This is a genomic window from Nocardia asteroides (genome assembly GCF_021183625.1).
Classification (GTDB): Bacteria; Actinomycetota; Actinomycetes; order Mycobacteriales; family Mycobacteriaceae; genus Nocardia; species Nocardia asteroides_A.
Genome location: NZ_CP089214.1, coordinates 4689792 through 4705170, shown reverse-complemented (window position 1 = coordinate 4705170; position 15379 = coordinate 4689792). Strand labels below are relative to the sequence as shown.

Below are 15379 nucleotides of genomic sequence, written 5' to 3'. Positions count from 1 at the left end.
TTGCACCCGAGATGCCGGGGCGCCGGTCTCGGGGGCAGGGCCGCGCCGCACTCTATCGGGAAGTACCGGTCGTCCGCTCGGCACCGTCCCCACCGAGCAGCCCGGTCAGCAGCGGACCCAGCTGGACCAGCGCCTCCGGCTCCATCATGCGCAGGTGGGTGGAGTCGATCGAGTGCTCGGCCACCGGGCCGTCGGTGTAGCGCCGCCAGCCGGCCGCGCCCGCGTGCGGCTCGGCCCCCGCGTCCAACCGGGTGACGCCGACGAAGTCGATCCGGCCGTCGAAGATGGCGGGGCGGTACCTGGTGACGTGCTCCACCGAGCGCACCGCGCCCCGGTAGATCCGGCGGATGCGGTCGGCGGTGAGCACGGCCAGGTCGGCGGGGACCGATTCCAGCAACACCGCGAGCGCCTCGTCACCCAGCTCACCGAGGCTGTCCGCGTCCGGCAGCGCATCCGGAGCGATTCCGACCTCGGCGAAGGCGGTGCGCACTTCGTGGCGGAAATCGTCCAGGTCGATTCCGGGCACGCCGTCGAGCACGGCCAGCAGCTCCACCTCGGCGCCCTGCTCCCGCAACCGGACCGCGATCGCGTGCGCGAGTACGCCGCCGAGCGACCAGCCGAGCAGCCGGTAGGGCCCCTCCGGCCGCACCGCGCGGATCTCGGCCACGTACCTGGTGACGATGTCGGCCACCGAGAGCGGCCGCCAGTCGTCCTCGGAGAGCGCGGGCGACTGGATGCCGATGATCGGCTGCGCCGCGGGCAGGAAGCGGGCCAGCCCGGCGTAGGCCCAGGCCAGCCCGGACATGGGGTGCACGCAGAAGAGCGGCGGTTCGGTGCCGGTGGCCCGGATCGGCAGCAGGACGCCCATCGCGGCGTTCGCGTCGCCACCGTCGGCGAGCGCCTCGGCGGCCCGTGCCGCCACCCCGGCCACCGTCGCGTCGCTGAAGAACACCGCCACCCGCAGCTCGGCGCCGCCGAGTTCGCGGATGCGGTTCACCACCTGGGTGGCGAGCAGCGAGTTGCCGCCCAACTCGAAGAAGTCGTCGTCGGCGCCGACCCGGTCCAACCCGAGCACCTCGGCGAAGGCGCCCGCCACCAGCTCCTCGCTGAGCGTGGCCGGGGCGCGGAACGCCCTGGCCGCGAAGACCGGCTCGGGCAGCGCCGCGCGGTCCAGCTTGCCGACCGGGGTGAGCGGGATGCTGTCCAGCACGGTGATCGCGGACGGCACCATGTAGCCGGGCAGCCGGGCGGCGACGTGCCTGGTCAGCTCCGCGGTGTCGATATCGCGGCCGACCACGTACGCCGCCAGCCGGCCGTCGCGCCCGACGGTCACGGCGAAGTCCACCGACCCGTGCGCGGCCAGCGCGGCGTCGATCTCGCCCAGCTCGATCCGGAAACCGCGCACCTTCACCTGGAAGTCGGAGCGGCCCACGTACTCGACCTCGCCGGAGCGGGTCCAGCGCACCACGTCGCCGGTGCGGTACATCCGTCCGCCCGGCACGTGCGGGTCGGCGACGAACCGCTCCGCGGTGAGCCCCGGCCTGGCGTGGTAGCCGCGCGCCAGACCGGCGCCGGACAGGTACAGCTCGCCCGCGACGCCCACCGGCACCGGCCGCAGCCCGGCGTCAAGGATCAGCGAGCGCATGCCGCGGACCGGGGCGCCGATGGTCACCGGCGCGCCGGGCACCATCGGGCCGCTGATGTTGGACATGACGGTGGTCTCGGTCGGGCCGTAGCCGTTGTGGAAGGCCCGGCCCGGCGCCGCCCACCTGCCGACCAGCTCCGGCGGGCAGGCCTCGCCGCCCGCGACGAGCACCCGCAGCGACTCCAGCCCGGCCGGTTCGAAGGTCGCCAGCGCCGCCGGGGTGACGAAGGCGTGCGTGATCCGCTCGCGCTCGATCAGCTCGGCCAGCTCCGCGCCGCCGTACAGGTCGGCGGGCGCCACCACCAGCGCGCCGCCGCACGCCACCGCCAGCATCAGCTCCAGGATCGAGGCGTCGAAGCTGGGCGAGGCGAAGTGCAGGGCGCGGATGTTCGCGTCGAGGCCGAAGTACTCGATTTCCACCTGGGCGAAGTTGGCGACGCCCCAGTGCGCCACCACCACGCCCTTCGGCACGCCGGTCGAGCCCGAGGTGTAGATGACGTACACCGGGTTGTCCGGGTGCAGCGGCCGGAGCCGGTCCGCATCGGTGATCGGCGCGGCGTCGTACCCGGAGGCGTCGAGGTCGTCCAGCACCAGCCAGCGCGCCGAGTCCGGCAGCGCGGCGCTGACACCGCGCACGGTGAGCCCGAGCCGCGCGCCCGAGTCGGTCACCATGTGCGCGATCCGCTCGGCCGGGTAGGTCGGGTCGACCGGGACGAAGGCGGCGCCGGTCTTGGCCACCGCCCAGACCGCGAGCACCGAGTCCGCCGACCGCGGGACGGCGAGCGCCACCCGCTCCTCCGGGCCGGCCCCGGCGGCGATGAGCAACCGGGCCAGGCGGTTCGAGCGCGCGTCGAGCTCGGCGTAGCTGATGCTCTCGCCCCGGTACACCACCGCGGGCGCGGCGGGGTCGACCGCCGCCGCGGCGGCGAGCAGCTCGGGCAGCGGCCGCGGCAGCACGGCGGCCTCGCCCCAGCGGGCGATCAGCTCCGCCCGCTCCCGCGGCGCGAGCACCTCGACCGCGCCGACCGGCGCCGCCGGGTCGGCGGCGACCGCGGCGAGCAGCCGGACGAAGCGCTCGGCGAAGCCGGCGGCGGTCTCCGGGTCGAACAGGTCGGTGGCGTACTCCAGCAGCCCCGCGATGCCGCCGGGCTCGCCGCGCTCGTCGCGCAGCTCGCTGAGCGTCCACTGCAGGTCGAACTTGGCGACGGCGGTGTCGGATTCGACCCCGGCGATGCGCAGCCCGGGCAGCTCGAACTCGGTGGCGGGCAGGTTGGCGAGCGAGAGCACCACCTGGAAGAGCGGGTGCCGCGCCTGCGAGCGCACCGGGTCGAGCAGCTCGACCAGCCGCTCGAACGGGATGTCGGCGTGCGCGAAGGCGGCCAGGTCCACGTCCCTGACCCGGGCGAGCAGCTCGGTGAACGGCTCGGCGGGCTCGATGCCGGTGCGCAGCACCAGCGAGTTCACGAACATGCCGACCAGGTCGTCCAGCTCGGGCTCGCCGCGGCCCGCGATCGGGGTGCCGACGGCGATGTCGTCGCCGCCGGAGAGCCGGGCGAGCAGCACCGCGAGCGCCGCGTGCATCAGCATGAAGAGCGTGACGTTGTGCTCGGCGGCCAGCGCGCGCAGCGCCAGGTGCAGCTCGGCGTCGACGGTGAACGGCTCCCGCGCGCCCGCGAAGCTCGCGGTGCCGGGGCGGTGCCGGTCGGCGGGCAGCGCGAGCTCGTCCGGGAGCCCGGCCAGCTCGGTGCGCCAGAACCCGGCCTGCGCGGCGAGCACGCTCTCCGGGTCGTCCTCGGCGCCGAGCACGCGGCGCTGCCAGAGCGTGTAGTCGGCGTACTGCACCGGCAGCGGCGCCCACGCCGGGGTCGCCCCGGCCGCCCTCGCCGTGTAGGCGACCATGAGATCCCTGGTCAGCGGCCCGACCGACCAGCCGTCGGCGGCGATGTGGTGCGCGACGAAGACCAGGACGTGCTCGTCGGTGCCGACGATCCGGAACAGCTCGACCCGCACCGGCACCTCGGCGGTGACGTCGAAGCCCTCGGTGACCACCGACTGCACACAGGGCAGCAGGTCGTCCACGGTGACCAGCTCCGCGGCGAGGCCGTCGAAGGCCGCGCGCACCGAGACCACGCGCTGCACCGGCCCGGCGTCGGTGCGCGGGTACACCGTGCGCAGCACCTCGTGCCTGCCGACCAGGTCGGCGACGGCCTGCTCCAGCGCGGGCACGTCGAGCGCGCCGGTGAGCCGGACCGCGATCGGGATGTTGTAGACCGCCGAGCCGGGGTCGTACTGGTTCAGGAACCACATCCGCTGCTGTGCCAGCGAGAGCGGCAGATTCTCCGGCCGCTCGGCGGCGACCAGCGGCGGCCGCGCGCCGGAGCCCGCGTGCTGCTCGGCCCGCGCGGCCAGCGCGGCCACGCTGCCCGCCTCGAAGATGGCGCGCACCGGGACGGTGGCCTCCAGCGCGGCGCCGATCCTGGCCACCACCTGGGTGGCGAGCAGGGAGTTGCCGCCGAGCGCGAAGAAGTCGTCGTCCGCGCCGACCCGCTGCACGCCGAGCACCTCGGCGAAGACCCCGGCCACGATCTCCTCGATCGGGGTGGCGGGCGGGCGGAAGCCGCGGGAGCGGAACTCCGGCACCGGGAGCGCCTTGCGGTCGAGCTTGCCCGAGGTGTTCAGCGGGAACTCGGGCAGCACGGTGACCACCGCGGGCACCATGTACCCGGGCAGCGCCGCGGTGACGCCCGCGCGCACCGCGTCGGGGTCGAGTTCGGCTCCCGGCGCGGGCATCACGTACCCGGCCAGGAATTCGCCGGTCGCGCCGGCCGCCACCAGCACCGCGGCCTGCGCGACGCCGTCGACGCCGAGCAGCGCGGTCTCGATCTCACCGAGTTCGATGCGCTGGCCGCGGAACTTGACCTGGAAGTCGACCCGGCCGCCGTAGACGAGCACGCCGTCGGCCCGCCAGGACACCACGTCACCGGTGCGGTAGAGGCGGGATCCGGGCGGGCCGAACGGGTCGGCCACGAAGCGATCCGAGGTGAGGTCGGGGCGCCGGACATAGCCGCGCGCCAGTTGTACCCCACCCAGGTAGAGCTCGCCCGCGACTCCCACCGGAACCGGCCGCAACCGCGAATCCAGCACGTAGACGGTGCAGTTCCACTCCGGGACGCCGATCGGGACGACGGCGGTGTCGGCGGCGGTGACCTCGTGGTACGTCACCGAGACGGCGGCCTCGGTTGGACCGTAGACGTTGTGTACGGCGGCGTCGGAGACCTTGGCCAGCGCCGCCACCGTCTCCGGGGGCAGCGCCTCGCCGATCACGAAGACGTCGCGCAGCGTGGCCAGGTCGGCGCTGCCCGCGTACTGCGCGAAGACGTTCAGCATGGAGGGGACGAAGTCGGTGCGGGTCACCCGGTGCGCGCGCACCAGCTCGGCGATGTGCCTGGGATCGCGCTGGGCGCCGTCGGCGGCGAGCACCAGCCGGGCGCCGCTCGCGGGCGGCAGGAAGTAGCCCCAGATCGAGACGTCGAAGGTGGAGGCGGTCTTCTGCAGGTAGACGTCGTCCGGCCCGAAGCCGTAGTGCGCGGCCATCCAGGCGATCTGGTTCGCCACCGCCCGGTGCGTGATGGTGACGCCCTTGGGGCGGCCGGTGGAGCCGGAGGTGAAGAGGGTGTAGGCCGGGTGGTCCGGCGCTGGCACCGGGAGCGGGCCGTCGAAGCCGGGCTCGCCGTCCAGCTCCTGCACCACCAGCGGGGCCTCCACCCGCACCGGGAAGCCGGTCTCGGCGGAGATGAGCACCACGGCGGGGCGCGCGATGTCCAGGATGTGGCCGATCCGCTCGGCCGGGTGCGTCGGGTCGATCGGCACGAAGGCGCCGCCCGCCCGCAGCACCGCGTACATCCCGACCACCAGCTCGACCCCGCGCGGCAGCGCGAGCGCCACCGGCACCTCCGGCCCGACCCCGCGCGCCGCGAGCACCCTTGCCAGCCGCTCCACCCGCGCGGAGAGCTCGGCGAAGGTGAGCCGCTCGGCCCCGGCGACCAGCGCGACGGCCGCGGGCTCGGCCCGCACCCGCTCCTCGAAGCCCTGGTGCAGCAGCTCCCAGCGCACCGGGTGCGCGGTCGAGTTCCACTCGCGCAGCACCCGTTCGGCCTCGGCGGTGCCGGTGAGCGGGATGTCGCCGACGGTGCTCGCCGGGTCGCCGACGACGGCGCGCAGCACCCGCTGCAGCCGGGCGACGAACTCGACGGCGGTGCCGCGGTCGAAGAGGTCGGTGGCGTAGGTGAGGCCGCCGACGATGCCGGTGGGGACGCCGTCGGGGCCGTAGTTGTCGCCGACGATCAGGTGCAGGTCGAATTGCGAGAGCGCGGTGTCGATCTCGACCCCGGAGAGGCTCAGCCCGGCGAGCTCCAGCTCGGCGGCGGCGAAATTCTGGAACGAGAGCCCGACCTGGAACAGCGGGTGCCTGCCCTGCGAGCGGGCCGGGTTCAGCACCTCGACCAGCCGCTCGAAGGGCACGTCGGCGTGCGCGAAGGCCTGGATGTCGGTGCCGCGCTGGCGGGCGAGCAGCTCGGTGAAGCGCTCGTGCGGGGCGATCCGCGAGCGCAGCACCAGGGTGTTGACGAACATGCCGATGAGGTCGTCGAGGCCGGGCTCGGCGCGGCCCGCGATCGGGGTGCCGATCACCACGTCGTCGGTGGCGGCCAGCCGGGCCAGCAGCACCGCGAGCGCGGTGTGCACCACCATGAACAGGGTGGCGCCCTGCTCGCGGGCCAGGTCGGTGAGCGCGGCGTGGGTCTCGGCGTCGATCTCCACTCCGACGACGCCGCCCGCGTAGGAGCGCACGGCGGGGCGCGGGCGGTCGGTGGGCAGTTCGAGCTGGTCGGGCAGCCCGGCGAGGGTGCGCGTCCAGTAGGCGAGCTGTTCGGCGGCGAGCGACTCCGGGTCGTCCTCGGCGCCGAGCAGCTCGCGCTGCCAGATGCTGTAGTCGGCGTACTGCACCGGCAGCGGCGCCCAGCCGGGAGCATCGCCGCGGGTGCGGGCCGCGTAGGCGATCATCAGGTCGCGGGTGAGCGGGGCGACCGAGGCGCCGTCGCCCGACACATGGTGGATCGCCATGGCCAGCACGAAGTCGTCCGGGGCGAGCTCGAAGAGCACCACCCGCAGCGGAACCTCGGCGGTGACGTCGAAGGCCGCGGTGACGAGCTCGGCCAGCGCGCCGGGGAGCTCGTCGGGGGTGAGCGGGCGGACGCGCAGCTTCGGCGTCGCCTGCTCCGGCGCCAGGATCACCTGGGCCGGGCCGTCCGCGGTCTCCGGGTAGACGGTGCGCAGGATCTCGTGCCGCTCCACCACGTCGGCGATGGCGGCGCGCAGGGCGGCGGTGTCCAGCGCGCCGCGCAGCCGGACCGCGACCGGGATGGTGTAGGCGGCCGAGCCGCGGTCGAAGCGGTTCAGGAACCACATGCGCTGCTGGGCGGGCGAGAGCGGGATGTGCGCCGGGCGCGGCGCGGCGGTGAGCGGGGGCCGGGCGCCGCCGCCCGCGGCCTGCTCGGCGCGGGCCGCCAGCCCGCCGACGGTGGCGATCTCGAAGAGCACCCGGACGGGGATGTGCGCGTCCAGCGCCGCCCCGATCCGCGCCACCACCTGCGTGGCGAGCAGCGAGTTGCCGCCGAGGCCGAAGAAGTCGTCGTCCAGGCCGATCCGGCGCTCGGTGCCGAGCACCTCGGCGAAGACCCCGGCCACGATCTGCTCCACCGGGGTCACCGGGGCCCGGAAGGCGGCCTTCTCGAAGACCGGCTCCGGCAGCGCCTTCCGATCCAGTTTGCCGCTGGCGTTCAGCGGCATGGCGTCCAGCGGGACCAGCGCGGCGGGGACCATGTAGCCGGGCAGCCGGGTGCCGAGGTGCGCGCGCAGCGCGGCCCGGTCGGCCGTCGCGGGGACCACGTAGCCGACGAGGCGGTCGCCGGTGTGCGGGTCGGTGTGCAGGACGACGACCGCCTGGGTGACGTCGGGATGCGCGGTGAGCGCGGCCTCGATCTCCTGGAGTTCGATGCGCAGGCCGCGCAGCTTCACCTGGAAGTCGGTGCGGCCAAGGTAGGTCAGGGCGGCGTCGGGGCCGCGGCGGACCAGGTCGCCGGTGCGGTACATGCGGGTGCCCGCCGGGCCGAACGGGTCGGCGACGAAGCGGTCGGCGGTGAGGTCGGGGCGGCCCGCGTAGCCGCGCACCACCTGCGCGCCCGCCAGGTACAGCTCCCCCGCGACCCCGGCGGGCACCGGGTGCAGCCTGGCGTCGAGGACGTACGCGGCGGCGTTCCAGACCGGCGTGCCGATCGGCACCGCGCCGGGCACCGCGGCCGGGACCTGGGTGTGCGTGGCGTGCACGGTGAACTCGGTCGGCCCGTACAGGTTGTACAGCGCGGCGGGGGTGATCCGGCGGACGGCGTCCACCACGGCGCCGGTCAGCGCCTCACCGGCGAGCAGCAGCGCCCGCAGCGAGGTGAGCGCCGCCGGGTCGGCGCTCGCGGCGAAGACGCTCAGCATGGACGGCACGAACGAGGTCATGGTGACGCGCTGCTCGGCGATCACCTCCGCGAGGTAGCGGGGGTCGCGGTGGCCGTCCGGGCTCGCGACGACCATCCGGCCGCCGACGCTCAGCGGGCCGAACAGCTCCCACACCGACACGTCGAAGGTGGCCGGGGTCTTGAACAACACCACGTCGTCCGGGCCGATCCCGTACTCCGCGGTGATCCAGCGAACCTGGTTCACCACCGCGGCGTGCGGCACCGCCACACCCTTCGGGCGACCGGTCGAGCCGGAGGTGAAGATGACGTAGGCCGGATTCTGCGGGCGCAGCGGGGCATTCCGGTCGGCGTCGGTGAGCGGGGTGTCGGCGTAGCCGGTGAGGTCGACGGCGCCGAGGTCGAGCGCGGGGTGCGCGCCCGCGTCGAAGCCGTCGGCGGTGAGCGTCAGGATCGGGGCGGCGGTGTCCAGGATGTGGCCGATGCGGTCGGCGGGCTGGTCCGGGTCGAGCGGGACGTAGCCGCCGCCCGCCGCCAGCACCGCGTAGGCGGAGACCACGAGGTCGACCGAGCGCCGCTGGCCGAGCGCGACCAGGGTCTCCGGGCCGACGCCAGCCTCGACGAGGCGGCGCGCGAGGCGGTGCACCCGGGCGCCGAACTCGGCATAGCTGCGGGTGCTGCCGTCGGGGCCGACCAGTGCGGTGGCGTCCGGGGTGCGGCGGGCCTGCTCGGTGAAGAGGTCGGGGAGCAGCAGCGTCGGGCCGAGCTCCCGCGGCTCGACGGTGTGCGGCAGCTGCGCCGTCTCGGTGGCGGAGAGCAGCGGGATGTCGCCGACGGGGGCGGCGGGGTCGGCGGCGATGCCGGTGAGCAGCCGGACGTAGCGCTCGGCGAAACCGGCGACGGTCTCCGGGTCGAACAGGTCTCGCGCGTAGGAGAACTCGGCGGCGATGCCGTGCTCGCCCGCCTCCCGCAGCGCGAGCATGAGGTCGAACTTGGCGGTGTCGATGGGGAAGTCGACGGCGTCGGCCCGCAGCTCGGGGAGCTCCAGGCTCGTCGCGGGCAGGTTCTGCAGCGAGATCATCACCTGGAAGAGCGGATGCCGCGCGGTGGAGCGCTCGGGGTCGATGACCTCGACCAGCCGCTCGAAGGGGATGTCGGCGTGCGCGAAGGCGGCCAGGTCGTGGTCGCGGGTCTGCGCGAGCAGGGTGTCGAAGCCGGCGCCCGGGGTGATCTCGGTGCGCAGCACGAGGGTGTTGACGAACATGCCGATGACGTCGTCGAGCTCGGCCTCGCCGCGCCCGGCGACCGGGGTGCCGACGACGATGTCGAGGCTGTTCGAGAGCCGGGCGAGCAGCGCCGCGAGGGCGGCGTGCAGCACCATGAACAGGGTTGTGCCGTGCGCGCGGGCCATTTCGGTGAGCGCGGCGTGCAGGGCCGGGTCGATCAGGAACCCGTGGCTGCCGCCCGCGAAGGACTGGGTGGCCGGGCGCGGGCGGTCGGCGGGGAGCGCGAGTTCGGCGGGGAGCCCGGCGAGGCGGTCACGCCAGTACGCCGCCTGGGCGGAGAGCAGGCTGTCGGGGTCGTCCTCGGCGCCGAGCACGGCGCGCTGCCAGAGGCTGAAGTCGGCGTACTGCACCGGGAGCGGGGTCCAGGCGGGCGGCTGCCCGGCGGCGCGGGCCGCGTAGGCGAGCATGATGTCGCGGGTCAGCGGGCCCATGGACCAGCCGTCGGCGCTGATGTGGTGCGCGACGAAGGCGAGCACGTACTCCCCCGGGCCCTGTTCCAGCAGGGCGGCGCGGAAGGGCGGGTCGACGGTCACGTCGAAGCCTGCGCCGAGCACCTCGGCGAGCTGCTCGTCCAGCCGGTCGGCGGGGATCGGGGTCAGCGCGGGGGCGACCCGGTCCACCGGGAGCACCACCTGGTGCGGGATGCCGTCGGCGTCGGCCGGGTAGACGGTGCGCAGCGTCTCGTGCCTGGCCACGACGTCGGCGACGGCGCGGGCGAGCGCGGCGGTGTCCAGGGTTCCGGTGAGCCGGACCGCGACCGGCAGGTTGTTGACCGCCGACTCCGGGTCCAGGCGGTTCAGGAACCACATGCGCTGCTGGGCCAGTGACAGCGGCACCCGCGGCGGGCGCACCCCGGCGACCAGCGGAAGCCGTTCGCCCGCCGCACCGCTCGGGAGCGCGGCGGCGAGGCCGGCGACCGTGGTCCGCTCGAACACCGTGCGCACCGGCACCCTGGCACCGGTCAGCGCGCCGAGCCGGGCCGCGACCCTGGTCGCGACGAGCGAGTTGCCGCCCAGCTCGAAGAAATCGTCGTCCGCGCCTGCCCGCTCGAGCCCGAGCACCTCGGCGAACACGCCGGCCACCGCGCGCTCGGCCTCGGTCGCCGGCTCGCGGTAGGCGCGCGCCGCGGCCGCCGGGACCGGGAGGGCGCGGCGGTCGAGCTTGCCGCTGGGGTTGAGCGGGAAAGAGTCGAGCACGACCAGGGCCGAGGGGACCATGTAGGACGGGACACCGGCGCCCACGTGCGCCAGCAGCTCGGCTTCGGTGACAGCCGGGGTGCGACCGCTCCCGGAGATCTCCGCACCCGGTGCGGGAACCACATAACCCACCAGCCGGTCACCGGTGGCGCCGCGTACCAGCTGCACCGCGGCCCGCTGCACGGCCGGGTGCGCGAGCAGCACGCTCTCGATCTCGCCCAGCTCGATGCGCTGGCCGCGCAGCTTCACCTGGAAATCGCTGCGGCCCAGGTACTCCAGCGCCAATCGGGCACCGGCGTGCACCCAGCGCACCACGTCACCGGTCCGGTAGAGCCTGGTCCCGTCCGGGCCCGCGACGAAACGCTCCGCGGTCAGCCCGGGCGCCGCGGCGTACCCGCGCGACAGCTGCACACCGGACACATACAGCTCACCGGCCGCACCGACCGGAACCGGAACCAGCTGCCGATCCAGCACGGCGACACCGGTATTGGCGACCGGCGCCCCGATGGGCACACCGGTCCCCCCGCGCGCCGCGGCGGCGGGGAAGGCGCTCACCACGGTCGCCTCGGCGGGCCCGTACCAGTTGTCCAGCCGGACGCCGGGCAGCAGCGCCGCGGCGCGCACCGCCGTCTGCCGGGAGAGCGCCTCACCGGCGGCGAAGACGAAGCGCAGCGACGGCAGCGACACCTCGGGCACGGCATCCAGGAACGCCTCCAGCATCGACGGCACGAAGTGCACCGCCGTCACCGAGTACTCGGCCAGCACCCGCGCGATATACGCCGGATCCCGATGCCCCTCCGGCTCCGCGACCACGATCGCGGCCCCGGTCTGCAGGGGCCAGAACAGCTCCCAGGTGGAGATGTCGAAGGTGATCGGCGTCTTGAACAGCACCACGTCGCCGACGCCGTGCGGGTACTCCCGCTGCGCCCACCGGAACTGATTCGCCATCTGCCGATGGGTGATGACCACGCCCTTCGGCCGCCCGGTCGACCCGGACGTGTAGATCACGTACGCGACATTCCCCGGTTGCGGGGCCGCACCCGAGAAAGGTTCTCCGACAACATCATCGACCACCACAACGGGCACATCGACCGCCGTGGCGAACCCGTCCCGCGCGGTGGTCAGCGCAAGCGCGGGCCCGGCGCTGCCGAGCACGAACTCGCTGCGCTCGACCGGGTGATCCGGATCGATCGGCAGATAACCGGCCCCGGTGCGCAGCACGGCGTAGACCGCGACCACCAGCTCCACCGAGCGCCGCATGGCCACCGCCACCAGCGATTCCGGGCCGACCCCGCGCCCGGCCAGGTACCCGGCCAGCTCGCGCGCGCGGGCGTCCAGTTCCGCGTAGGTCAGCGTCTCGCCGTCGGCGAGCACCGCGGCGGCGTCCGGCGTGCGCGCGACCTGGGCGTCGAAGAGCGAGACCAGCGTGGCCCCGTCCGCGAACTCCGGCGCGGCGGTGTCGTTCACCCGCGCCAGCACCGCGCGCTCGGCGTCGGTGAGCACATCGATGTCGGCGACCCTGGCGCCGGGCTCGGCCACGAACCGCGCCAGCAGCGCGGCGAACCGGTCGGCCAGCACCCGTACCTGCTCGTCGTCGAAGACCTCGCGCAGGTACTTGATCTGCAGCTGCCACTCCCGGTCCGGCACCACCATGACGGTGAGCGGGTAGTGCGAGCCGTTCACCCCGGTCGCGCCGGTGATGACCATGCCGTCCAGGGCGTCGGCGGCGTCGGTGAGCGCGGCGGCGTCCACCGGGAAGGACTCGAAGACCAGCAGCGAGTCGAAGAGCTCGGGCACGCCGACGGCCGCCTGGATCTCGCTCAGCCCCACGTAGTGGTGGTCGAGCAGCCCGGCCTGTTCGGCCTGCAGGGCGCGCAGCACCTCGGTGAGCGTGCTGTCCGCGCCGAGCCGCACCCGCACCGGGATGGCGTTCAGGAACAGCCCGACCATGGACTCCACGCCGGGCAGCTGCGGCGGCCGCCCGGAGACGGTGGCGCCGAAGACCACGTCGTCGCGGTCGACCGAGCGGGCGACGAGCAGCCCCCAGGCCGCCTGCACCACGGTGTTCACGGTGACCCCGACCTCGCTCGCCACCAGGGCCAGCCCGGCGGTCTGCTCGGCGCTCAGCGCGAAGCCGAGCTCGCCGATGCCTGCGGCCAGCTCGCGGCCGCGCCCGGCGGTTGCGAGCGGCGTCGGCTCGTCGAAGCCCGCCAGCGCGGCGCGCCAGGCGTCGACGGACTCGCCCTGGTCGCGGTGCGCCAGCCAGGCCAGGTACTCCCGGTACGAACGCACCGGGGGCAGCGCGGCGGCGGAGCCGAGCGCGTAGACGGTGAGCAGGTCCTGCATGAGCAGCGGCATGGACCAGCCGTCGATCAGGATGTGGTGCGCGGTCACCAGCAGCCGCCAGGCGTCGGGGGCGGTACGGATGAGCGCGAAGCGCAGCAGCGGGGGGCGGCGCATGTCGAAACGCTCGGCCAGGTCGGCGGCGAGCAGGCGGTCGGTCTCCACCGCCACGGTGTCGGGGTCGAGGTGCGCGAACTCGACCGCGCGCCAGGGCAGCTCGACCCGGTCCAGCACCACCTGCACCGGGTTGCCCGCGCCGTCCTCGGCGAAGGCGACCCGCAGGTTGTCGTGCCGGTCCAGCACCGCGGCGGCCGCGCCGCGCAGCCGCTCGGCGTCCACCCGGCCGCCGAGATCGATCACGAACTGCGTCATGTACGCGTCGATCGAGGTCTCGGCGAGCAGCGCGTGGAAGAGCATCCCGGACTGCAGCGGGGTCAGCGGCCACACCTCGGCCAGCCCGGGGTAGCGCAGCGCCAGCCGCTCCCGTTCGGCCTCCGGCACCGGCGCGAGCGCGAGCTCCGCCGCGGCGGCCTCCGGCTCGGCGGTGTGCGCGCGCCCGGCCAGCGCCTCCAGCGTGCGGCTCTCGAAGACCTCGCGCGGGGTGAAGACGACGCCGCGGGCGCGGGCCCGCGACACCACCTGGATGGCGGTGATGCTGTCGCCGCCGAGCGCGAAGAAGTCGTCGTCCAGCCCGACCCGCTCGGTGCCGAGCACCTCGGCCAGCACCTCGGCGATGGCGAGCTGCACCGGCGTCTCCGGCGCCCGGTAGGTCTTGTGGTCGAGCACCGGCTCCGGCAGCGCGCGACGGTCCAGCTTGCCGACCGGGGTGAGCGGGATGGCGTCGAGCACCATGACCGCGGTCGGCACCATGTGCGCGGGCAGCCGCGCCTCGGCCAGCTCGGTCAGCGCAGCGGTGTCCACCGGCGCGCCCCCGGCCGCGTGCACGTAGGAGACGAGAATGGTGGCGCCGCTGTCGAGTTCGTGGCCGACGGTGACCGCGAAGTCGATCCCGTCGTGCGCGGCGAGCACCGCGTCGATCTCGCCGAGCTCGATCCGGAACCCGCGGATCTTCACCTGGAAGTCGTTGCGCCCCAGGTACTCGATCTCGCCGGAGGGCAGCCTGCGCACCAGGTCGCCGGTGCGGTAGAGCCGGGAGCCGTTCTCCTCGAACAGGTTCGCGACGAAGCGCGCCGCGGTGAGCGCGGGCCGCGCGTGGTAGCCGCGGGCCAGCTGCGCGCCGGTGATGTAGAGCTCGCCGACGACGCCGTCCGGCACCGGGCCGAGCCGCTCGTCCAGCACGAACTCGGTGATGTTGCGGATCGGCCTGCCGATCGTCACCGGCTCGCCGGGGACGAGCGGATCGCTGATGTTGGTCATGATGGTGGTCTCGGTGGGGCCGTAGCCGTTGTAGAACTCGCGGCCACCGAAGGCCCAGCGCCGCACCAGATCCGGCGGGCATGCCTCGCCGCCCGCGACCACGACGCGCAGCTCGTCCAGGCCGGTGGGGTCGAGCGAGGCGAGCACCGCCGGGGTGATGAAGGCGTGCGTGGCGCGCTCCCGGCGGAGCAGCCTGGCCAGCTCGTCGCCGCCGAAGATCGCCGGGTCGACCACGACGAGCGCGGCCGCGCCGCCGAGCGCGAGCAGCAGCTCCAGCACCGAGGCGTCGAACGAGGGCGAGGCGAAGTGCAGTGCGCGGGAATCACTGTCGACCCGGTACCGGTCGCGCTGCTCGTCGCAGAAGCTCTTCAGCCCGGCCTGGGTGACGACGACGCCCTTGGGCAGCCCGGTCGAGCCTGATGTGTAGATGACGTAGGCGGCGTCGTCCGGGCGTAGCGCGCGGCGCCGGTCGGCGGTGGTGACCCGCTCCGGCGACCACGCCTCCAGATCCAGGTCGGCGTCGATCGCGAGCCACTCCACCGTCTCCGGCAGCTCGGCGCGGACCGCGCCGACCGCGAGCCCGAGCAGCGCGCCGGAATCGCGCACCATGTAGGCGACCCGTTCCCGCGGGTACCTGGGATCCACCGGGACGAACCCGGCGCCGGTCTTGGCGACCGCCCACACCGCGAGCACCGACTCCAGCGAGCGCGGGATGCCGACCGCGACCAGATCGCCCGGCCCGACCCCGCGCTCCAGCAACAGCCGGGCGAGCCGGTTGGAGCGCTCGTCGAGCTCGGCGTAGCCGAGGCTGCCGTAGGTCTCGTCCGCACCGGCGAACACCACCGCGGTGCCGTCCGGGTTCGCCTCCACCGCCGACGTCATCAGCTGGGGTAGCGAAACCAGTCGCGACCTGCGGGTACGCGCAGCCCTCGGCCGGGCGGGGCTGGTCATTCCCAGCTCACCCCGACAGCCACGTCTCCCCGTCGCCCACCAGCCAGCACGTCACACCCA

General features: G+C 74.5%; 1 protein-coding gene. It reads right to left on the bottom strand.

The window, feature by feature from the left end:
• Positions 1 to 52: 52 nt before the first annotated feature.
• Complete coding sequence (locus LTT61_RS22150) at positions 53 to 15319, bottom strand: amino acid adenylation domain-containing protein (RefSeq protein WP_420094679.1); 15267 nt, start codon at positions 15317 to 15319, stop codon at positions 53 to 55.
• Positions 15320 to 15379: the final 60 nt, after the last annotated feature.